Origin of the sequence: Mesorhizobium sp. M0195, from assembly GCF_040322115.1 — a bacterium.
In the GTDB taxonomy this organism is placed as follows: domain Bacteria; phylum Pseudomonadota; class Alphaproteobacteria; order Rhizobiales; family Rhizobiaceae; genus Mesorhizobium.
Map to the genome: position 1 here is coordinate 23,658 of NZ_JAMYSV010000029.1, position 22,168 is coordinate 45,825.

Consider the following 22,168-nt stretch of genomic DNA (forward strand, 5'->3'; position numbering starts at 1 on the left):
CCCGCAAGAGGTCCGCTTAACGTGGCCGACTGCAACTTACCGTTCGCCGCCTCTCGCGGGCTGAGTGTGATCGTGGATGGCCACAGGTGACGATGTCATCTTTGCTTGCTGAACCTTGCCCATAAGACGACAGCGATCAAACGGCGAAAAAATTCAGTCGCATGCCCTTATTCGCAGGAGAACGTCTTGATGGCCCTCGATCGCGCTGCCAATCGCCGCGGTTGCGCGGCTATTTTGCCGGAAATGAACTGTCGATGGTGAGGTTAGTGATGAAAGGTACAGCAACTGCCGCGTTGAAGGAGCTCAAAAGGCAGGACCTCTTCCAAACGTCCGCCTATGTGAATGGAGCTTGGCTCTCTAAGGCTGAAACGATCTTGGTGGTTGATCCTGCTACTGGCCAGGACTTGGCTCAGGTGGCTGCCTGTGAGGTGTCTGATGTAGATGACGCGGTCAGCTTCGCGAGGACTGCCTTTGAACGTTGGCGCAATGTTCTTCCTTGGGAACGGGGCGCATGTCTGCGGAGATGGGCCGCGGGTATGCGCGAGAATGCGGAAGACCTTTCCACCATCATGACCGCTGAACAAGGCAAACCGTTGACCGAGGCGCACGGTGAGATTTTATATGCCGCTAGCTTTCTTGACTGGTTTGCGGCAGAGGGTGAGCGAGCATATGGCGAGACCATCCCGAGCCATCTTGCGGGCAGCAGGCTCTCCGTGCAGATGCAGCCGGTCGGAGTGACGGTCGCTATCACGCCTTGGAACTTTCCGTCGGCGATGATCACCAGAAAAGCAGGAGCCGCCTTGGCTACGGGCTGCACGATGATTGTGAAGCCAGCTCCGGAAACGCCCTTGTCCGCTCTGGCGCTTGCCCGCCTTGCCGAGGAGGCAGGAGTCCCCGCTGGCGTGTTTCAGGTGATCACGGGAGAGGCTGCCCCACTCGCAAAACGGCTATTGGATCATAGCGATGTGCGGGCATTCTCCTTCACGGGCTCGACCGAGGTCGGTAGGATCCTGCTCGAGCAGTCGGCAAAAACCGTGAAGAAGGCTTCACTTGAGCTCGGCGGCAATGCTCCTTTTATCATTTTCGATGATGCCCCCTTGGAGACAGCCGTAGCTGGATGCATAGCAGCCAAATTTGCCACATCCGGTCAGGACTGCCTGGCAGCCAATAGGATCTATGTTCAGCGAGGAAACTATGAGCGCTTCGTGGAAGAATTCGCGAAGGCCACCGGGAAACTGAAAGTCGGGCACGGATTCGAACCCGGTGTCGATATTGGCCCAATGACCAGACCATCCGTCGCCGAAAAGTGCAGACGGCAGGTGTCCGAAGCTGTTTGTTCCGGGGCTCGCATCGTTATTGGCGGACAGGAAAGCCCTCTCGGGGGCAATTTCGTTACCCCGACTGTTCTCGCCGATGTCACGGACGACATGCTGGTCGCGAAGGAAGAGACCTTTGGGCCGGTGGCGGCAATCCTTCCGTTCGATGAGGAGGCGGAAGTGCTTGCGCGAGCCAACAACTCGGAAATGGGCCTTGCGGCTTACGTTTACACAAAAGATCTCAGCCGCGCCATGCGGCTAACCGATCAGTTGGAGTACGGCATGGTCGCCGTCAACATCCCGAAATTCACCGGCGCTCCCATACCCTTTGGCGGATGGAAACAATCCGGGCTCGGCCGCGAGGGCTCAAGGCATGGTCTCGCCGAATATCTCGAACCCAAATACGTGTGCATCGGTAATATCGCAAACTGAAAAAAGGACAGACGCATGAGTATCAACATCAAGGATATCAGCGAAAAGGATAGAAATGCTGTCCTGCATCCTTTCACACAGCTCAAGGATTTTGCCACCGGCAAGCTCGGTGAGCCGACCATCGTTGAGACTGGCAAAGGCATCCGCATTCAAGATGCGCATGGCAACCAGCTGATCGACGGATTTGCCGGCCTTTATTGCGTCAATGTCGGTTACGGCCGCACCGAAGTCGCCGAAGCGATTTCCCGCCAGGCTTTCCGTCTGGCCTACTATCATTCCTACGCTGCCCACACGACGGACGAGCTCGCAATCCTTTCCGATCGCCTCGTGAAGATGGCGCCGGGCAAAATGAGCAAGGTGTTCTACGGCATGTCCGGCTCGGACGCCAACGAGACGCAGGCCAAGCTCGTCTGGTATTATAATAATCTCCGCGGCAAGCCGACCAAGAAGAAGATCATCTCGCGTGAACGCGGCTATCACGGCTGCAGCGTCGTGTCGGGCTCGATGACGGGCATGAGCTTCTATCATGACCACATGGACCTGCCACTTCCGCAGATTGTTCACACCGGTGTTCCGCATCACTTCTGGGGCGCCAACCCAGGCGAGTCCGAACGCGAATTTTCAGCGCGGCGCGGCGAGGAACTTGATCAGCTGATCGAGCGGCTGGGGCCAGAAAATGTGGGCGGCTTCATCGGCGAGCCGGTGCTCGGCACCGGCGGCATCACGCCTCCGCCGGAAGGCTACTGGCAAGCAATTCAAGCCGTGCTCAAGAAGCACGACGTGCTGCTCATTGCCGATGAAGTCATCACAGGGTTCGGCCGCACCGGTTCCATGTTCGGCTCGCAGCACTATGGCATCAAACCAGACCTCATCACGGTCGCTAAAGGTTTGACGTCGGCCTACTTCCCGCTTTCAGCGGCAATCGTCGGTGAGAAGGTGTATAAAGTCCTGGAGGATGGGGCAGACAAGGTCGGCGCATTCTCGCACGGGTACACCTATTCTGGTCATCCCGTCGGCGCTGCCGCGGCCAACGCTGTCCTCGACATTGTCGAGAAAGAAGACCTCCCCGGCAATGCACGTGACGTCGGCGCGTTCTTCCAGGCGCAGCTGCAGGAAAAGTTCGCGCAGTTGCCGATCGTCGGCGAAGTGCGCGGCGTCGGTCTTATGGGCGCAATCGAATTTGTCGCCGATCGCGACAACAAGAAGCGTTTCGACCCGTCGTTGAAGGTCGGTGCACGCATCTCGAAGGCAGCACGCGACCGTGGCCTGATCGTCCGCGCTATGCCACATGGTGACATTCTGGGCTTCGCTCCTCCTTTGGTGGCAACAAAGGCTGAAGTGGAAGAGATCGTTGGTATCGCAGGAAGTGCAGTGCGCTTCGTTATGGATGAGCTAACGAGAGAGGGTTTTAGCATTTGAGGCGGGCGACCCGAGCCTGCAATGCTAGAGCTGTCTGCCCGAGGCGGTGGCAGCGCCAATCCAATGAACGAAGCCGGTCGCCCTATTTTGGCATGGCCGCAACGAGAGATCAGGCTAGCAGAGAAGGAACTCCCGGGATGCTAGACTCACAGTCGACCTGCCGAAATTTTTGCTTTTACCTTCTACCGGCCTTTTCGCTCCAGGCGTTCTCGTCGGCAGTAGAAGCGCTGAGGCTCGCCAACGAAGTGTTGGGGCGTGAAGTTTATAGCTGGCAGATCGTTTCGGACGACGGGGAGCCCGTGGCCTCAAGTTGCGGGTTGTTGGTATGGGCCGGATCGTCGTTGTCGTTCGAACGTGAAAGATTTCGTCGATCAATCTCAACACCCGCCGTCGTCGTCGTCGGCGGCCATAATGCTCCTAACTCGCACAAACAGCTTGAAGCCTGGTTACGCGAGTGCAGAAACCACCGCAGTTGCCTGGTAGGCATATGTAGCGGCACGATAGTGCTTGCTCGAGCCGGGGTTGCACAAGGGCGTCGTTGCGCTGTTCACTGGGAACAATTTCCTATATTCTCTGAGCGCTATCCGGGTGTGTCCGCCGCTCAAACCGCCTTTGAGCGGGATGGATACCTGTACACCTGCGCCGGGGGGGACGCTCCCTTCGACATGTTTTTAGATTTGGTTGACCGTCACCATGGGACGATAGTCGTCAATCGTATTTGTGAAAAGGCTATCGCGTGTAGGACCCGTTCAGCGGGTGACCGACAACGTTTGCCACTCCATTCACGAGTGCAACTAAACCATCGGGCGGTCATTAAGATAATAGAGGAGATGGAGGCAAACCTCACGGAGCCATTGCTACTAGACGAACTTGTGGGATCAGCCGGCCTTTCCCGACGTCAAATTGAGCGGCTGTTTAGGCGGGAACTGGGGTGTTCTCCAAGCCGATATTATTTGGATCTTCGTTTGGAACGGGCGCATCTGCTGCTCATCAGTTCCCGTCTGCCGGTCGTTGAGATAGCGATGGCTTGTGGCTTTATCTCTGCATCGCACTTCTCAAAAGCGTATCGCGACGCCTACGGATGCGCGCCACATCAATCACGACTGCCAGTTCATCAAAGAAAGAAAACGCGGTCGAGCGCCCCGGAGGAAAATAGGATCAGGAAAATCGACAGGAGGCTAAGTTACGAAGAATTGCCTAACTGCCACTAGCAGAGCGTTGTTCTGTAGAGATACGGTACGGCGCTGTTGTTGGTGATGGGCTCACGTCGATGAGCTCTTGTCGATTGTCAGGTTCGAACCCGGGCTCGACTCCTGCTTGGTCAGGGTCCACCAGGGCGCTATAGAATAGGATTTTTCAACATGATACCATTGCCATTCCATCCCGACGAATACCGGAGCAGGCTTTCCGCTATCCGCGCGGAAATGGCGAGCCGCAACCTCGATCTTCTGATCATCAACGACGTCGCCAACCAGCACTACATCACCGGCTATGACGGCTGGTCGTTTTACACGCCGCAAATGGTCCTGGTGCCGCTCGCCGACGAGGAGCCGGTCTGGATCGGTCGTGCCATGGATGCCGCCGGCGGGCTGCTGACGGCTTGGATGAAGCCCGAGAACGTCGTCGGCTTTCCCGAAGATCATGTCCAGCGCACCGACCGTCATCCGATGGACTGGATTGCCGCCTGGATCGACAGGAAGGGCTGGGGGCGCGGCAATATCGGCATCGAGCTTGAAGCCTACTACTATTCCGCCAAGGCGCATGCGCGGCTGACCGCTGGGCTGCCCAACGCAATCCTCCACGATGCTGACCTTCTGGTGAACTGGATCCGCAGCGTCAAATCGGAAGCCGAGATCGGCTACCTACGCAAAGCGTCGCGTCTTGCCGAGGCGGCGGTCACCGCGGCCTATGAGGTCATAGCGCCAGGTGTGCGCGAGTGCGACGCAATCGCCAAAATCCAAGCCGCTCAGATAGCTGGCTCGCCGGATTTCGCCGGCGACATCACCGCCCTGCCGCCGACCATACTGGGCGGCGAAAATGCATCGGCGCCGCATATCATGTGGAGCGATCGTCGCTTTGGCCACAACGAAACCGTCGCGCTCGAGCTGGCCGGTGTCGTTCGTCGCTATGCCGCCGGTCTGGCGCGGACGCTTCAGTTGGGCGCCATGCCAGCCAAGGTCGGCGACACCGGCAGAGCCGTGCTCGAAGGCATGGAGGCCGTTCTTTCGACCATCAGGCCTGGCGTCTTGGCGGAGGACATCGAGGCGAGCTGGCGCAAGGTCATCCAGCGCTACGGTCTGAAGAAGGAATCCCGCATTGGCTATTCGATTGGCGCGGCCTATCCCCCAGATTGGGGCGAGCACACGATCAGCCTGCGCCAGGGGGATAAGACGATCCTGAAGCCGGGCAATGTCCTACATTCGATCCTCGGCATGTGGATGGACGGCTGGGGGATCGAAGTGAGCGAAACCATCCTCGTCACCGCTGAAGGCTGCGAGACTCTGACCAGCTTCCCGCGAGAGATCCATGTCAAACAATGATGGATCCCGCGCTGGAACGCCGGATGATCGAACGCCGCCAACTCCATCGCAATTCGGCAACCGTCGAACAAAGAGAGCGATGCGTCGGCCTTCAAATCAGTGTTCGAAGAAGCCGGTTCAGCGGCATGAGGCACGAGGCCGGCTTCGGTATTGCCGTCGAAGCCGTCGCGGCTGCGAGTACAGGCCTCTGGCGTAGGTTCAGCTCCTTGCAGCGCGCCCACGCGCGACGACCGGCGTAGCGGCGGGTTCGATCAGCTTGGGAAGGGCGACGCCCAGGTTCTGGCACCGACGCTCGATGTGTGATCCAGATTTTGATGGGGCATCCTTGTCCTCCGATTAGGGATGCACCATGGGCCGAGTTCTTCATGGGAGCGCCACGACGACAGAGGCGGTCGGTCGAGCGTTCAAGGGAGCCTGAGAGCGCTATCAAGCTCACCCATCATCGAGAAGAATGACTCTGCGTCGGGCCCCAATTGGCATGACCCCCCCTCAAGTATGCGGCGTGTGCTCGGGCTCGGCTTTGGCGTCGCCCCGCGAAGTTGGCGCGGAGCTTGTCCACCTTTGGAAGCTTAGTCCCTCACGGCGCAGGAATTGCCAAACGGTATCATGTGAGACCTTCACACCATGTACCTCAAGCTCGGCTTTCAACAGATGCAGAGTCAAATGCGGTGCCTTGTCAATTCGCTCCTGAATGAAATCCCGGTGAGGTTCCAGAACGCGCTTTCGGTGGCCACCTATCTTGCGAGGCTCGATAGAACCGCTCATTCGATAGCGTTGCGACCATTTAACGGCGGAAGAAACTGCAATCCCAAAACGAGCCGCGACCGACCGGCAGCCCTCGCCAGCTTCAATCGCAAGTACGATGCGTTCGCGCAGGCTCTTGGAAAGGGGTGCTGTCATTCAAGCTGCCGTCTTAGTTAGTCTTGATAATGCGAACCTAGGCAAGAACTGGACACCGGTAGGTGTCACTGCTCGGAGGTTCTATGTCAAATTCAGTTTGCCGATCGGATTCATCTTACGACAAGATGGTCTCACAACCGGATGCACTTAGAACGTCAAAGCACCCTAAGGCGTCTCCATCGTAGCAAGCTCTGAAGCGCAGGTCTGCTGACCGTCATAAGACCAATTATTGCCCCAGCAAGAAAATTGGGCGGAGTTGGATAGCAGCGGTCCGTTCGCGACGGATGTCGCGCAAAGCGTTAGTTGCCAGACTGACGGGTCATCGGCCAGCAAGACTTCCGGCAACAAGAGGAACGGCGCCTCGACCCACCAAAGCCTCTAGCCTGAATATCTCAAGGTAAGGGGTGCATCGGCCCCAAGAATCTGAGAAACTTCTTTTGTAAACAAAGAGTTATCAGATTCAGGAACGGGGTCCGATGCACACACACTGTATCTCCGATCAGCTCGAATTTGAAGGCTTCGACGGCCACAAAGTGGTCGCCGGTTTCGACGGCGGAGCGATCACCTCAGATGCCGGCGCCTTGCTTGTGCGCCACGTTGACAAAACCGTCGGCCTGTTCGGCCGGGTGGCTGCCTGCTTCATCGACCGACGCGATCCGGACTGCACGGTGCACAGCGTACAGACGCTGGTGGGACAACGCATCGCGGCGATCGCGCTGGGATATGAGGACGTCGACGACCACGACACGCTCCGCCACGACCCCGTGCTGGCCCTTCTGTCGGAAAGCCTGACGCCAAAGCGGGAGGATTGCGCGGTGCTTGCCGGCAAGTCGACGCTCAACCGGCTGGAGCTCAGCCGGGTCGGGGAGCCGACGCGCTACCACAAGATCGGCCACGACACGCAGGCGATCGAAGCTCTGTTCGTCGACCTGTTCCTGGAAGCCCACGACACGTCGCCGGGCGAGATCGTGCTCGATCTCGACGCCACCGATGACCCGCTGCACGGCCACCAGGAAGGCCGGTTCTTCCACGGCTACTACAACTGCTACTGCTACCTGCCGCTCTACATCTTCTGCGGCCGGCACCTGCTGGCGGCAAAGCTCAGGCGTTCCAACATCGACGCCAGCAAGGGAGCGGTCGAGGAGGCCGAGCGGATCGTGCGGCAGATCCGCAGGAAGTGGCGCAGGGTGCGCATTATCCTGCGCGCCGATTCCGGCTTTGCCCGGGAAGAGCTGATGGCCTGGTGCGAGGCCAACCGCGTCGACTATGTCTTCGGGATTGCCCGCAACGAGCGGCTGGAAAACAAGATCGCGCCGGCCTTGCAGGAAGCCTGCCTGGCATCCAGGAAAAGCGGCCAGGCCGCGCGCGTGTTCCGCGACTTCATGTGGTCGACGAAAGACAGCTGGTCACGCCGACGGCGGATCGTCGCCAAGGCCGAGTGGACGACGCTGGGCGCCAATCCGCGTTTCATCGTGACCTCGCTCAAGCCAAAGCGTTGGGCGGCACGGGGGCTTTACGAGGATCTCTACTGTGCCCGTGGCGACATGGAGAACCGGATCAAGGAGTGCCAGCTCGACCTCTACGCCGACCGCACCAGCGCTCACACCATGCGCGCCAATCAGCTGCGGCTCTGGTTCGCCTCGTTTGCCTACGTCCTGATCTGCGCCTTGCGCCGCCTCGGCCTCGCCCACACCAGGCTCGCCAACGCCACCTGCGGCACGATCAGGCTGAAACTGCTGAAGATCGGCGCGCAGGTCCGTGTCTCGGTGCGTCGCATCAAGGTCGCAATGGCTTCAGCCTGTCCCTACGCACAGGAGTTCAGCCTGGCGCACGCTCGAATATGCGCCGCGGCCCGCTGACGCCGCCGGACCTGAACCCTTCTCGCAAACGACAGGATAAATTGCAGAGCCCAGCACCGCCCCGCTCTCCGCGGCGCAGGCCGCGCTCGTCGTCAAAACCAGGATGAGCAGCGCCGACCCGCACCAGTCAAGATGCGGCTCGAGCCTGGGCGCGGTGAGAAAAGCGGGCTAGCGCCAATTCTTCGCTTGACCGGTCGGGACGTGCTTAAAAGCAAAGTAGGAACGCTCCATGGCCGTAGCCCTGAGCGGATCAAGGCCATGGGATTGGGGACGAAGACTCAATACGATTTCAAACCGCTTCCTTGACGGCGGAAAGGAACTGCTTGGTGCGGTCGCGCTGTGGGCTGCTGAACAACGTCTGCGGGGGCGCCTGCTCCTCTATCGAGCCGCCATAAAAGAAGCAGACGCGGTCAGAGATGTCGCGAGCAAAGCCCATCTGATGGGTGACCATGATCATGGTTAGGTTGTGCTCGGCGACCAGCTTTCGAATGACCTGTGTCACCTCGCCGATGACTTCGGGGTCGAGGGCGGAAGTTACTTCGTCGAAAAGCATCACCTTGGGCCGCATCGCCAACGCGCGGGCTATGGCCACGCGCTGTTGTTGCCCCCCTGATAGACGGGAAGGATGCTGGTCGCGCTTGTCGATCATACCCACCATTTTCAGGAGCTCTTCGGATCGCTCAAGCGCCTCTTTCCTCGAAAGCCCCAGTACCTGGACTGGGCCTTCCATGCAGTTCTGGATCGCGGTCATGTGCGGGAACAGGTTGAAGTGCTGGAAACACATCCCGATCGAGGAACGAATCTTCCTCTGGTATCGCTCGTCTGCCGGCACAAGTACCCCATCGCGGGGCATGTGTGTCAGCGGCTTGCCGTCGACGTATATCACGCCGCCATTGATAGTTTCGAGCGTCATAAGGGCTCGCAACACCGTGGTCTTCCCGGACCCGGACGGCCCTATAATGGTAACCATCTCTCCTTCGGCAACGTCAAAATCGAGGTGGCTGATGACGTTGAGCCTTCCGTAGCTCTTGCTGACGTTCATGAACCGGACCATGGGGCGGTCATGCTCCGGCAGTTCAATGGGGTAGTCGGTATTGCTCATTTTACAGTCCTAGTCTCAGCCGCAGCCGTCGTTCGAACATCCTGACGAGTCCGGCCGTCGGAAGCGAGATCAAGAGGAAAATCAGGCCAACTAATGTAAAAGGTTCCAGATACCTGTAGTTCTCGGACCCTAACGCGTTGGCCGTGTGCATTAGCTCCATGACACCAATTACCGACAGCATGGGCGTATCCTTGAGGATGCCCACCAGGTAGTTGCCGAGGCCAGGCACCGCAGGCGCAAGCGCCTGCGGGATGATGATGCGTACATAGGTCGCGCGGGGGGACATGTTCAGCGCACGGCACACTTCCCATTGGCCGGGAGCCACGGAATTGAGGCCTGCGCGGTAAACCTCTGAGAGATAGGCCGAATAGTGCAGACCGATCGCAATGATGCCGGATGTCCAGGGCGACAGGAATACCCCGAACTGGGGTCCGACATAGAAAACAAAGAAAATCTGCAGGACCAAGGGCGTGGACCGGATGAATTCAATCAGCTCCCTGACGACAAATGTCAGTGCGGGCCACTTTGTGCGTTGCGCAAGCGCGAGCAGCAGGCCGCCGACCAGAGCAATTGCATACCCGACCCCGGCCGCAATCAACGTGTTGAGGGTAGCCCACAGCAACTGTGGCAGGATCTCCCACGTAAAGTCCCAGCGCCAGTTGAATGTCATGCCCTTCCAAGCCTCCGGGCAACCAAGCGTTCCGCCCAGCGCATCGTCGGGGTTATGAGGAACCTGGCGAGGACGTAGTAGATAATCAAAGCTGTTCCAAACGCCTGTGCCGACAGATAGGTCGAGGCGTTGATCTGCCGTGTCTGGAACATGAGATCGGCGACCGAGATGAGGGACACCAGGGCGGTTGCCTTGAGAAGCTCGATCAGGAGATTACCCCAAGGCGGAAGCATGATCGCCAGCGCTTGCGGCAATATGATCCTGCGCATCCTCACGCCCTGCGGCATCGACAGCGCGGTTCCCGCTTCCCATTGTCCGCGCGGAACTGACTCTATGGCGCCGCGCACAATCTCGGCGCCATAGGCACCGATATTGAGGCCGACGGATATGTAGCCGGCGGTGAAGTTCGGAAGCGTTATACCAAACAACGGCAACACGAAGAAAATCCAATATAGCTGCACCAGCAGCGACGTTCCGCGGAAGATCTCTATATAAACAACGCTTATACTCCGGATAAGCCAGTTGCTCGACAGTTTGCCGATGCCTGCAGCCCCAGCGGCAGCTACAGCGACCAGCGTAGCAAGCAAGAATTGCGCGCATGTGACCAAGGTCCCCTGTAAGAGCGCCTGGCCATAGCTTTGAAGAAACTCGAAGATCGACATTCGCCATCCTGCGTCAGACATGGCCGGGAGGCAAGCTTCCCGGCCATGCGTGCGCGGTCAGCGGTTGGCGCAAACCCACTCCGCACTCTTGTCATTTGGTAGCAGCTTTGCGTCGTAGCCATAAGGCTCGACAGCCTTCATCATCTCGGGAGTGCCAATGTATTTTTTCTGAGCCTCGTTGAACTTCTCCACAAAGTCCTTGTCCGACTCCCGGAAGGCTATGCTCACCCAGTTTTGAGTTGATTCCGGCATTGCATCCGGGTCTGTCACCTCAAGTTTTCCACCCGATTTACCAGCCACAGACCGAGACAAGAGGTATCCTGATGCCCCGGCATCTGCTCGTCCCGCCTCGACCGCTGCAAGGATTTCTGTCTGTCCCGGCACTTGCATGATCTGAGATTCCGGAACTCCTGCCTTTTTAGCTTGCTCTATATTGCTATATCCTATGCCAGTCACCATAGTCGCGCCCTTGGCCGCAATATCTCCATAATTGTGCAGCCCTTTAGGATTGCCAGCTTTGACGATAAGCGCGTCCGTTACTTTCGCCAAAGGCTCGGAGAATGTAACGCTTTGGCACCTTGATTTAAGGATGTAGAGCCCCCCCGTAGCCATATCAAACCGTCCAGACTGCAGTCCCGGTATAAGTCCGCCCCAATCTGTCACGACGGTCTCTACATTTTCGTAGCCCATCTGCTTAAGCACGCCGAGAGTAATCGCGTTTACGAATCCTACTGGGCGACCATTGCTGTCCGGAAAGGCGAACGGCTCTTCGTTTGCGAACCCGATGCGGATCGACTTGCCGTTGGCGATACGGTCGGTCAATTCTCCTGCGTTGACCTGTACCGTGGCAGCCGCGACGGCAAGGCCCAAGCTGGCCGCAATGTATAAAAGTCTAATCTTCATTTTTCGTTCCCTTCTTGTTTCTTTGAATTATCTAGCAACGCCCGGGATGGGCATTCCAGCTTTGTAGAAGCGTTTTTTTGCAGAAGCTGATCTCCTATTTGGTTGAGTATACAAACCGGTGTTGGGCGATTGCGGCACGCTCTGGGCCGCCAAGGCGTTTTTACGCAAGGTCGATGGGCGCAAATCATCAGTCGATGACGACCAAGCGGCGCTCTACATCGCAGAAGCGCTGGCCACCTTTCGCTGTGACCACGAACGGTTCTGAGATCGCTGCGCCGAAATCGTCGAGCCACACTCCGGACTGGAAGTGGAAGCACATTCCTTCCTGCAATAGCGTTGTTTCACCCGCGCGGATGCTGATTGTGCGTTCGCCCCAGTCCGGCGGGTAACCAACACCGATTGAGTAGCCGACGCGGCTGTCTTTGCTGTAGCCATTCCGTTTCAGTATACGTTGGAACACGGCGGCCACCTCTTCGACGGCCACGCCCGGCTTGGCCGCTTCGAGTGCGAGATCGCCGCCTTCAACGATCACGGATGCCAGACGCGAAATCTCTTGTGGCGGCTGCCCGACGTGAATCGTGCGGGTGAGCGGCGCGTTGTAGTGGCGGCGTGCCGCGCCAAGCTCCATCACCACTAGGGCTGACTCGGGGATCGCCTGGCCCGTCCATGTGAGGTGGCAAGTGCTCGTCCCCTCACCAATCTGGATTAGGGGACACAGACCAGTGTAGTCGCCGAACTTGCCCTCACCCAAAATCTGATTGCGGTAGATGTCCCCTACGACCTCATAGTCGCGTACCCCCGGCTTGAGCTTCGCAATCGCCTCCCGCATTGTTCTGCTGATGATGCGGCCCGCTTCTCGCATATAGACAAGCTCGGCTTCTGACTTGACGAGCCTCGCCCAGTTTACAAGCTCCCGACTGTCCGAGATCTTCGCATTGGGCAGGCCTCTAACGAGGTGCTGATGGGCCCGCGCGGTGTAGTAGTGAGTGTCGAGCTCGACGCCGATGCGGTCGGAACCCCAGCCCTTGGAATTGATGAGCCCGCACAAATCATCGAAAGGATGATTTTCCGGATGGTGAACCAAAGCCTCCGAGAATCCGACGATGTTCTCGGCCGGCAGGTTTGTTGTAACAGTAGCTGACTTTGCGTCGATCGGGCGCCCGAACCAGAAAGGTATATCCTCGTTGACATGGACTAGCACTGCCTGCGGCGTGTAGAAGGACCAACTGTCGTAGCCGGTAAGCCAGTACATATTGGCTGGATCCTGGCAGACGAGGAGATCAAGACCAGCCTTTTCCATCCGCTTCTTCGTATCCTGGACGCGTCGGTCGAACTCCTCGCGCAGAAAAGGTCTTTGGTAGCTCATGCATATGATCCTTCTGGAAATTGAGCATGTGCGCTCTTGAGTTCGCCCATTCTCGTGCAGCCCCCGGGGCAACCGCTGGTGGGCCGACGCCCGGAAATCTTGATGCCCATTCTCACTATGGCATCCGCACGTCCGTGGTTTTGCTTGTGTTGCGGGAGCTCAGCGAGCATTTGTCCCGAGGCATTCACAGTCAAATGCAGTGTTTATATTGGCACCATCTCGCTTCGAGATGCCGGCGCCTGCATCAAGAAATTGCGCGTTGAAAAATGCTGCTGGATCCGGTGTAAGGGGGACGATAACGCCTGACCTACTGGACCCATCTGAATCACGATGGTGCTGATAGGAATTCGTCTTGGGCTTGGGCGTCCAGCCGCCGCGCATTCCGCGCGAAAGAAAATGGCCGAGGTCGCCTACTATTCTTTTCAAACTCGCCTGCCGTCGCGGGCTGTCCCGATCTATGCGCAAAGCGGAGATGCGCGCGAGATCAATGCAGACAAGATGATCCTGCAGGCTCTCGATCTCCTTTCGCACGGCCTGATCCACTGAAGGCAGAATTCGGTGTCGGAAATCGAAGTCGCCCGGAGATCCAATGTTCACGACAAAATCTGCGCACGGATTCGCCAGGCTGCACACGAAATCGGCAATGACTTAGGGTTCCAGGCTCAGCTCAAAGCCAATCCAGCGGTATCGTCCGGTGCTGCACTTTGACGTGTATGTCCAATAAAGATTTTTCCGGGTGGTTAACAGTTACACCGAACATTCCCTTGGATACGATCGACGACCACCATAGTCTTCAGGCTCTTTTCTCCGCGTTCTAAATAGAACTTGCGCGTGAATTGTTTGTGATTCTCCAGGCTCCGCCCGGTGATGTAGAGCACAACCTTCGCCTCGGCCCTTGTGTAACCCGGTCGCAATGTCGGGTGCCGATCTCGGCGCGTTCCCGCTCCAGGGTCACCGTTACGATCATCTGGCTGCGTCGGCCGGCGGCCTTTGCAGTATCGCCACATTCACCGTAGTCCCTTCTGCTGGAGTAATGCTGCATTGGGCGACCTGATGGCGCAGAAATACTGCTGTCCTGGCATTCAGATCGGCGGAAATCAGGGCATCTCTGATAATAATTTATTGGCCACAACCAACCCGCCTTAGCCGGCGCTTTCGCTCCAAGCTACAACAGGTTTCAAATGGCCAGCAAAGTACCATCGCATGTCGAATACGTTGTCATCGGAGGCGGCATTATCGGCCTCTCGATAGCCTATCACCTAACACGTCTCGGCCACCGCGACGTTCTGCTTCTGGAGCGTGACCAACTGACATGTGGCACGACCTGGCATGCTGCAGGCCTCGTGACACAACTCCGCGCCAATGAAACCATGGCCAAGCTCGCTCAATACTCTGCGGATCTGTTCACGGACCTCGAAAATCTGACCGGTCAGGCAACTGGTTTTCGGCAAACCGGCTCCATCACTGTTGCCGCGACCCAGGACCGGCTTGAAGAGCTTAAGCGCGGGTCTTCGATGGGCCGCTCGTTTGGCTTGGACGTGGAGATGATAAGCGCTGCGGAAGCTCAGCGCCGCGTCCCATTGCTCGATGTCAGCGATGTCCTTGGGGCTGCATGGATCGCTTCCGACGGGATGACCAACGCTATCGATACGGCCCGTGCCTTCGCAGTTGGGGCGCGCCAGGGTGGAGCAACGATCCTTGAGCGGACCCCAGTCACACGCATCCTCGTCGAGAAGGGCCGCTTCGTCGGCGTGGAAACCAGTCAAGGAACCGTCCGAGCTGAACGGGCGGTCATCTGCACCGGCCTATGGACGCGGAATATAGCTGCTGAACTCAACTGGTCGGTGCCATTGCAGGCTGCCGAGCATTTCTATGTTGTCACCGAGGCAATTCCCGACCTACCCCATGACCTACCGACGATCCGCGATATGGACGCGCGCGTCTATGCAAAGGCAGACGCCGGGAAATTGCTCGTAGGTTTCTTCGAGGCCAATGGCAAACCTTGGGGCATGAACGGCATCCCCCAGGATTTCAGCTTCGATTCGTTGCCCGAAGACTTCGACCACATCGAACCGTATCTCTCTGCGGCCATCGAGCGCATGCCTGTCCTGGCAAATGTCGGCCTTCAGCTGAATTTCAATGGCCCTGAGAGCTTCACGCCTGATAACCGGTTCCACCTCGGGCCATCACCTGAAATTCAAGGTCTGTATGTCGCCTCTGGATTCAATTCCTGCGGCATCGAGTCCTCGGGTGGTGCAGGCAAGGTCATGGCAGAGTGGATGTCGACAGGCTTGCCAGCGGGAGACTGCTGGGAGATGGACGTCCGGCGGTCAATGCCCTTCCAGCGGAATAGGCGGTATCTGTACGACCGCACGGTGGAGACGGTCGGCAACCTCTGGTCGCTTCATTTGCCGCATAAGTCGCCGAGGACGGCACGCAACGTCCGCGTGTCCCCCCTGCACGACCGCCTATCCGCCGTCGGCGCGAATTTCGGTGAAAGCGCAGGGTGGGAACGCGTTCAATGGTTTGGTGCGCCTGGATCGCCGAAAGAAAGCCATGCAACGTTCGGCCAGGACGAATGGTTCGAGAGAAGTGGCGCGGAGCATACGGCCACCCGCTCCGGCGTCACTCTGTTCGACCAAACCTCCTTCGCGCACCTTCTGGTGCAGGGTTCGGATGCCCTTGCGCTGCTACAGTGCTTGTCCACGAACGACGTGAACGTAGCCGTCGGCCGTGTTGTCTATACGCCGTGGCTGAACGAGCGAGGCGGTATGGAGTCCGACGTTACCATAGCGCGCATCAGTGACGAGGAATTTCTTGTCGTGACAGCGGCCGTCCAACGCACCCGTGATCTCGCTTGGCTGCGCTTGCATGCCAAGGGAGCCGGCCACGTCTCGGTTGCCGACGTTTCATCCGGATATACGACCCTCTCCGTGATGGGTCCGCGATCGCGTGAGTTACTGGAGCGCGTCAGTCCTGCGGATTTTTCTAACGAGGCATTTCCCTTCGCAACGGCTCGTGAAATCGAAGTCGGGTATAGCCTCGCGCTCGCATTCCGGATGACCTTTGTCGGCGAGTTGGGCTGGGAACTTCACATCCCGACCGAACAAACACTAGGGGTCTACGACGCCCTGGTGGCCGCCGGTGCCGATCTCGGCCTAGGCCACGCCGGATATGTCGCTCTTAACACGCTGCGCCTGGAAGCGGGCTACCGTGACTGGGGTGCAGATGTGGGTGATGAGGACACCCCGTTGGAATCGGGACTGGGGTTCACGGTTGCCTGGGATAAGCGCGAGGATTTCATCGGACGCGCTGCACTCGAGGCCCAGCGCGGCAAACCCTTGCGCCGGCGGCTGGTCCAGCTCGCTGCCCCAGATGCCAAATCGTTGATGTTCGGGACCGAGCCTGTCTGGCGTAACGGCAGCCTTGTCGGATACCTGCGATCGGCTGGATTTGGCCACACTGTCGGCTGTGGCATCGGCATGGGATACCTCAGGGCAGAAGCCGGGGTGACGGCTGATTGGCTGTCCGGAGGGTCATTTGAAATCGAGATCGCTGGGGAGCGCTATTCCGCCATAGCTTCTCTGCGGCCATTCTATGACGCCGGACGCAGCCGCGTGAAGGGCGAGTGGCGTGCTGTGGAGGAGTTGGTGGCGAAAGAACTCCTCAAGGCCTGAAAACTAGACTGCGCGATCTTGGACGACGAGCTGCGCCTCTGGTTCCGGCACGCGCTGCATCAGGTCGCGGATCGATTGTGGGATAAGATGCCCACATACGCGCCCCGCTATGACGTTGTTGCTACAGGGCAGCTTAATGCTGGCCTCGTTGGCATCGGATCCCAACAGTCCGAAATAGACACGGCGCACGTTCTCGCCAAAAGTAGTCAATGCCCTCAGCTATGAGGGCAACGGTATTTGTGCTCTGGCTGGCATAACGTGGGCGAACGGCAGCTCATGGGCTTGTTTCGCAATCGCATCGGCATTTCGTGCAACCGTATTGGATTTTAGCGCAGTAAAGGCCGCCAAGCCCATCCAGGCTTGTGCGACGCTCGGTGTCCCAGAGTATACGCCGTACGCTTGCCATGATCCGGTTTCGGGTCGCACGCCGGCCGTGCTCGGCCAAGTACGTGGATGGAGGGAACAGCCTAGACGTTATGACCGTGGTCTGAGCGGCGGTCCGCCCTATTCTTTGCAGCCTTAGAAGTAAACGGGCGTTGCTCGGGGAGTGCCGAGCCTATCCCCAGGCAAACGAAGGACGGGCCAAAACAGAAGATAATGTTTTTTACGTCGGTGTCGATGTTTCGAAAGCCCAAGCACGCGATTGCGATTGCCGAGCACGACCGCAATGGCGAGGCCGCTATTTCGGCGAGATCGAGGCGACGCCGGCGGCGTGGAGCGGTTCGTGCGCAAGCTGGAGAAAAAGCATATCCTCACCTGCGCTAGCAGGCCAAGCCGCCTTCCACCAAGTTGACCCAGTAGCCGATCCCATAAGGGATTGCATTGTCGTCGAAGTCGTAGGTCGGATTATGCAGGCCCGCGGTAGGTCCGTTGCCAAGGAATAGGAACGCGCCAGGTCGCGCCTGCAACATATAAGAAAAGTCCTCCGAGACCATCACCGGCTTGACCTGTTCGTTGACTGCCTCTCGCCCGACAAGACCCCGCGCGGCTGCGGCGGCCAATTCGGTCGCTTCTGAATGGTTGAACGTCAGCGGCTCGAGACGCCGGTGCCGATATTCCACCTTAGCCCCGAAAGCTGCCGCGATATTTTCAGCGCAGACCTTGATTTGTTTTTCCGCAAAATCGCGCAATGCTGGCGATAGGCTCCTAACCGTTCCGCCCAGCGTCACGGAGTCAGGTATGATGTGGTAGGATTCACTTCCGGTGAATTTCGGCACTGACACAACCAGCGCTTCCGTCGGATCGAGGTTTCGTGAAACCAAGGTCTGGAGCGCCGTGATGATCTGTGCTCCGACCACCACCGGATCTATGGTAAAATGAGGCGTTGCAGCGTGTCCGCCGCGGCCGGTGACAGTGATGTCAAACTCATCGAGGGCCGCCATAATCGATCCGTCACGAATACCGAACTTGCCAACCTCAATGCCTGGCATGTTGTGCATTCCGAAGACTTGGGAGATATTGAACCTGTCCATCAACCCTTCTTGCACCATTCGTCCGGCGCCCTGCCCGTCTTCCTCGGCGGGCTGGAAAATGAGCGCCACCGAACCCTTGAAGTTCCGAGTGGCGGAGAGATGCTTAGCGGCACCCAGCAGCATGGCGGTGTGGCCGTCATGACCACAGGCATGCATCTTCCCTTCGATCTGGGAAGTCCAGGGCTTGCCGGTAGCCTCGACGATCGGCAGGGCGTCCATATCCGCGCGCAGGCCAATCGTTGATCCGTCCCCGCCGGCGCCTTGGATCACCGCGACGACACCAGTCTCGGCTATGCCCGTCTCGATATGGTTAATCCCAAAGGAAGCAAGCTTTTCGGCGACGAAGCGGGCGGTGTTGTGCACGTTGTATCCGAGTTCCGGATTCTGGTGGAGGTGACGGCGCCAAGCGATAGCCTCATCGTGAATATACCGGAAATCATCGACGCTGCGCATTCTTGCCTCCTGCACCAAAATGAGCAAACCCGCGCCTTGGGTCTGCCAGCTTGAACCATATCTGCGCAGCCGCGCTCGGGGCATCCTAGATGCGCGGTCCCGCGTCGCGTGTTCTACCGCCGGAAAGCTTCCAAGGTTGAACCTCTACAGTCAAATGCATTGTGTGTATTGACCCCATCTCGCTTCGAGATGAGGCAAACTCCTCGCGTTTCACATGGGTGATGGACCTCTAGATGATCGAAGGTCGGCTCGTGTTCTTGGATGCATGCCGCAAGGTTCCGGACCAGCGTATAGTGAGATGAAGTGACCGATGTGCCTTGCGGCCGGATGAACTTGCAGAATTACTTGCGCCACCTTCATTGCTGCCCGCGTTCACGAAGTATGGCGTCTGAGATTTTCTCGGCAACCATAATCGTTGGGATGTTCGTATTTGCTCGCGGGCAGAATGGCATCACCGACGCATCGGCGACTCTCAAACCCGATAGTCCATGAACACGGCCTGTCGGATCCGTCACACTGTTCGGATCATGAGCAGATCCCATCCTGCAAGTCGAAGTGGGATGAAAGTTCCCAAAAACGTTTTGTCTTACAAAGCAATCAAGACGCTCGTCATTATTTAGAAGATCTGAGATGCTGCGACCATCAGTGATTGCGAACCTGATTAGGCTTCGACGAAGCGACGAGGAACTATCCATAAGGGCTGCGAGAAAGGATGTTAGACCGTAGTTCAAGCGGTTGTACTTGCCGATTCGCTTTGCTCGTCCAGTCCAGGTAGAAGGAAAAGGGTCGAGCGCCGTATTCGCCAACGCCTTATGATTAATCAGTTTTGCAACGAATCGAAACGCGTTTTTCAATCGCTCAGCATCGCGTTGGTCGCTCAACATGTCGAAATTCACTTCTGGCTCAGCGAGATGCGATGAACTTGTGAGCGAAACAGTTCCTGTCGAGTAGACCCGATTAACCCAGAAATTGAGCGTCCCTAAGCGTTTGCCAACGGGATGCCAAGCAGATTTCGCCAGAACTGAGATGGCCATATCGGTAGGGGGGCAACCGTCGTGACCGGATGAATATCGAGCATGCATCTGGATATATCCGGTCGCGTTCGGCAACATCCGATCCTCTGGTCTCAAATACGCCGAGATGGCGACCCCAGCGTGCTCCTGCAGGTTTTTTCCGACCCCTTCAACATCGGCGGCGACTTGAATGCCAAGTTCTGATAAGACTTTGCCCGGGCCAATACCGGATCGCATCAGTATCGCGGGCGAATGAATAGCGCCAGCACACAGGACCACCGCTGGTGCGCTATAGGGTTGGCGACCGGCCTTACTCTCAGTATCGACGCCGGTTATCTGGCGACCTGAGAGAGTCAGTTGTACGACCGTAGTCTCTGACAAAATTGTAAGATTTGGTCGAGCGCGGACACTCTCTGGCAAATAAGCCATCGCAGCTGACACGCGGCGACGGTTGAGGTTTGTGAGTGGAACAACTGAGTGGCCATCGCGGAACTCACCGTTGAAGTCTGGCCAGAAGGGTATATTTTCATCTTCAAAAGCCGTCGACACCGCGTTCACGAATCCTGACCACTCTCCTTTGTCGGCACGGCTAATCGGCAGCGGCCCGCTAATGCCGTGAAAGTGATCGCGAAAGTCCAGATCGCATTCGAGTCGGCGGAAATATGGCAGGACGCCTTCCCAATCCCAACCCGTTGCCCCGGTGGACGCCCACTCATCATAATCGGCGGGGGCTCCCCGATTGGCGACTTGAGCGTTGATACTGGAGCCTCCACCTATCACTCGAGCTTGCTCATAGTGCACACGTCTGTTGCTATTTCGTACAACGGCTGCAGTAAGTGAGGGCCACTGATATCGTTGATTGTAGTAAGCGCGCGTGGGGTTCCCATCGAGAATATCATCAGGAATTTCGTTGGGGGGAAAGTCAGACCCAGCTTCAATGAGCAGGACGTGACTGCCACCGGCCGACAACCTGTTCGCCATGACGCACCCGGATGAGCCGCCACCTATAATAATATAGTCAAAAAGCAACGATTCCTCCCATCTTGCGCCCGCAAATTAGCACGATTTTGTTGCGGAGGGCTGCAAGCGGGCGTGATAAGGGCAGAAAAGCGGCAATCTTGTGGAGCCTTTCGCAGGAACGCGCTGTGGCCCGCTGCTTCGTGCATCTCCGAAAAGATCCCAACTTTCTTTGGCCAAATAGGCTATGTCGAGCAGGTGCTGGTCCCGACTTGGTCGGAGGTGGACGTAGTCGTCTGGACAACCCTGCCCGTTCAAAGGCCGCGGGCGTGCGCGACGCGATTCAGGCCGCAGGCGCGAGCCTGCTGTACCTGCCGCCCTACGTCCCCACTTCTAATCCGGTTGAGAACGCCTTGGCCAAACTTAACGCGCGGCTGCGAGCAAATGCCGAGAGACATTAAGGGCCCCGTAGGACCGGCGCGATGGTCGAACTCTTCACCCAGCCGAATGTGCCGACTACTCCCAAGCCGCAGGATCTGCATAGGATTACGAAATGTCTACTGCGATGGAGCACGCGCGCGGGATCGGGGGCGACGGCTAGAATTACAATGACACCGTTACCTACCTAAACATCCGGCAGTGGCGCCCGCGACGGGATCAGCGCGCCGGCGGCAGATGCGCGATCTGCGCGCCGAGCTCATAGTATCCCTCTCTGATGGCCCGGAAGGGGGCGTTCTGCGCTGGAGACACTGGCAGGAACATCCCATCGAGCGGCAGCTCGCCGCTGATATGGCGGGCGAGCTCGCGGCCGAACACCGTACCCGGCGCGATACCTCGTCCGTTGAAGCCCGTCAGCGCGATCATGTTTTCCGCTGGGATATGAAGGCGGGGCAGATGGTCGGTCGTCATGCCGATCCGACCGTACCACTCATGCTCCAGCTCGACCTCACCGATCTGCGGGAAGAGCGCCCGGATACGCCGCCGCGCCCAGTGGCGATGGATCACGGTTCCGGTGCCGCGGAGCGCGCCGCCGCTGCCGACGATGAGGCGGCCGGCATTGTCTGTGCGAAAAGCGGTCAGCACGGTGCGGGTGTCCCACGCGCCGTGCCCCTCGGGCAGGATCGTGTGGCGAAGTCTGTGGCTCAGCGGCGCAGTCGCGACATGGAAGAAGGGCAGCACCACTTGCTCGCCACGCAGCTCAGGAAGGATGCGCGAGGTGTAGGTGTCGGTCGAAAGAACCGCCCACTTGGCCCGGACGCTTCCTCTTTGCGTGACGAGCCGCCAGACGCCGCCCTCGCGCGCGATGTGCTCGACCGGGCTCGCCGTGAAGACGGTCGCGCCGGCGGCAATCGCTGCGCCAGCGAGGCCGCGCACATAGGCGAGCGGCTGGATCGTCCCGGCACGGAGGTCGAGGAGGCCTGCGGGGA

At 58.3% G+C, this 22,168-nt stretch carries 15 protein-coding genes and 2 pseudogenes; 8 read left to right on the plus strand and 9 right to left on the minus strand.

Going from position 1 to position 22,168, the window contains the following annotated elements; all coding sequences use genetic code 11:
- Positions 1-269: 269 nt before the first annotated feature.
- The 4 genes from NKJ12_RS29160 (at position 270) to NKJ12_RS29175 (ending at position 5,707) form a co-directional block, all read left to right on the plus strand.
- Positions 270-1,748: an NAD-dependent succinate-semialdehyde dehydrogenase gene (locus NKJ12_RS29160; RefSeq protein ID WP_352706867.1), complete on the plus strand. Its 1,479-nt coding sequence runs from the start codon at positions 270-272 to the stop codon at positions 1,746-1,748.
- Between the two features lie 15 nt (positions 1,749-1,763).
- A complete protein-coding gene (locus NKJ12_RS29165) occupies positions 1,764-3,167 on the plus strand; it encodes an aspartate aminotransferase family protein (protein ID WP_352706869.1) in 1,404 nt (467 codons plus the stop codon).
- A 137-nt stretch (positions 3,168-3,304) separates the two neighbouring features.
- Positions 3,305-4,378 (plus strand): GlxA family transcriptional regulator, encoded by a 1,074-nt coding sequence (locus tag NKJ12_RS29170; protein WP_352706871.1) that lies wholly within the window; start codon positions 3,305-3,307, stop codon positions 4,376-4,378.
- A 150-nt stretch (positions 4,379-4,528) separates the two neighbouring features.
- Positions 4,529-5,707, plus strand: a complete 1,179-nt coding sequence (locus NKJ12_RS29175) for a M24 family metallopeptidase (RefSeq protein ID WP_352706873.1) — start codon at positions 4,529-4,531, stop codon at positions 5,705-5,707.
- 525 nt (positions 5,708-6,232) lie between these two features.
- Here NKJ12_RS29175 and NKJ12_RS29180 read toward each other — a convergent pair.
- Positions 6,233-6,607: pseudogene (locus NKJ12_RS29180) on the minus strand (helix-turn-helix domain-containing protein); the annotation flags it as partial.
- Positions 6,608-7,083: 476 nt separating this feature from the next.
- On the opposite strand from NKJ12_RS29180, the gene NKJ12_RS29185 reads away from it, so the two are divergent.
- Positions 7,084-8,466 carry an IS1380 family transposase gene (locus NKJ12_RS29185; RefSeq protein WP_352706876.1) on the plus strand — a complete coding sequence of 461 codons (1,383 nt, stop codon included), beginning with the start codon at positions 7,084-7,086 and terminating at the stop codon, positions 8,464-8,466.
- 289 nt (positions 8,467-8,755) lie between these two features.
- On the opposite strand, the gene ehuA is transcribed toward NKJ12_RS29185, so the two are convergent.
- The 5 genes from ehuA to NKJ12_RS29210 all read right to left on the minus strand — a co-directional run bounded on the left by ehuA (position 8,756) and on the right by NKJ12_RS29210 (position 13,169).
- Positions 8,756-9,568 (minus strand): ectoine/hydroxyectoine ABC transporter ATP-binding protein EhuA, encoded by an 813-nt coding sequence (gene ehuA, locus NKJ12_RS29190; protein ID WP_352706878.1) that lies wholly within the window; start codon positions 9,566-9,568, stop codon positions 8,756-8,758.
- A 1-nt stretch (position 9,569) separates the two neighbouring features.
- On the minus strand, positions 9,570-10,238 hold the full coding sequence (ehuD, locus tag NKJ12_RS29195; protein ID WP_352706880.1) for an ectoine/hydroxyectoine ABC transporter permease subunit EhuD: 669 nt from the start codon (positions 10,236-10,238) through the stop codon (positions 9,570-9,572).
- On the minus strand, positions 10,235-10,900 hold the full coding sequence (gene ehuC, locus NKJ12_RS29200) for an ectoine/hydroxyectoine ABC transporter permease subunit EhuC (protein ID WP_352706883.1): 666 nt from the start codon (positions 10,898-10,900) through the stop codon (positions 10,235-10,237). Before ehuC ends, ehuD begins: the two co-directional genes overlap by 4 nt.
- Positions 10,901-10,957: 57 nt before the next feature.
- Positions 10,958-11,803, minus strand: coding sequence for an ectoine/hydroxyectoine ABC transporter substrate-binding protein EhuB (gene ehuB / locus NKJ12_RS29205; RefSeq protein ID WP_352706885.1), 846 nt, complete (start codon positions 11,801-11,803; stop codon positions 10,958-10,960).
- Positions 11,804-11,990: 187 nt separating this feature from the next.
- Positions 11,991-13,169 (minus strand): M24 family metallopeptidase, encoded by a 1,179-nt coding sequence (locus NKJ12_RS29210; RefSeq protein ID WP_352706888.1) that lies wholly within the window; start codon positions 13,167-13,169, stop codon positions 11,991-11,993.
- Between the two features lie 396 nt (positions 13,170-13,565).
- Between NKJ12_RS29210 and NKJ12_RS29215 the strand changes: the two genes are divergently transcribed.
- Together NKJ12_RS29215 and NKJ12_RS29220 are read left to right on the plus strand one after the other, a co-directional pair.
- Positions 13,566-13,715, plus strand: a complete 150-nt coding sequence (locus NKJ12_RS29215) for a hypothetical protein (protein ID WP_352706891.1) — start codon at positions 13,566-13,568, stop codon at positions 13,713-13,715.
- A gap of 635 nt (positions 13,716-14,350) precedes the next feature.
- Positions 14,351-16,846, plus strand: coding sequence for a GcvT family protein (locus NKJ12_RS29220; RefSeq protein WP_352706892.1), 2,496 nt, complete (start codon positions 14,351-14,353; stop codon positions 16,844-16,846).
- Between the two features lie 761 nt (positions 16,847-17,607).
- On the opposite strand, the gene NKJ12_RS29225 is transcribed toward NKJ12_RS29220, so the two are convergent.
- The gene (locus tag NKJ12_RS29225; RefSeq protein WP_352706894.1) at positions 17,608-18,771 is read right to left on the minus strand and encodes a M20 aminoacylase family protein; all 1,164 of its coding nucleotides are present in this window, start codon (positions 18,769-18,771) and stop codon (positions 17,608-17,610) included.
- A gap of 356 nt (positions 18,772-19,127) precedes the next feature.
- Entirely contained in the window at positions 19,128-20,813 is a 1,686-nt protein-coding gene (locus NKJ12_RS29230; RefSeq protein WP_352706896.1) for a GMC family oxidoreductase, read from the minus strand.
- 213 nt (positions 20,814-21,026) lie between these two features.
- Here NKJ12_RS29230 and NKJ12_RS29235 point away from each other — a divergent pair.
- Positions 21,027-21,285: pseudogene (locus NKJ12_RS29235) on the plus strand (transposase); the annotation flags it as partial.
- 113 nt (positions 21,286-21,398) lie between these two features.
- Here the strand turns inward: NKJ12_RS29235 and NKJ12_RS29240 are convergent.
- Positions 21,399-22,168 (minus strand): NAD(P)/FAD-dependent oxidoreductase (locus NKJ12_RS29240; protein ID WP_352706898.1); only part of this gene is annotated, 770 nt, incomplete at its 5' end.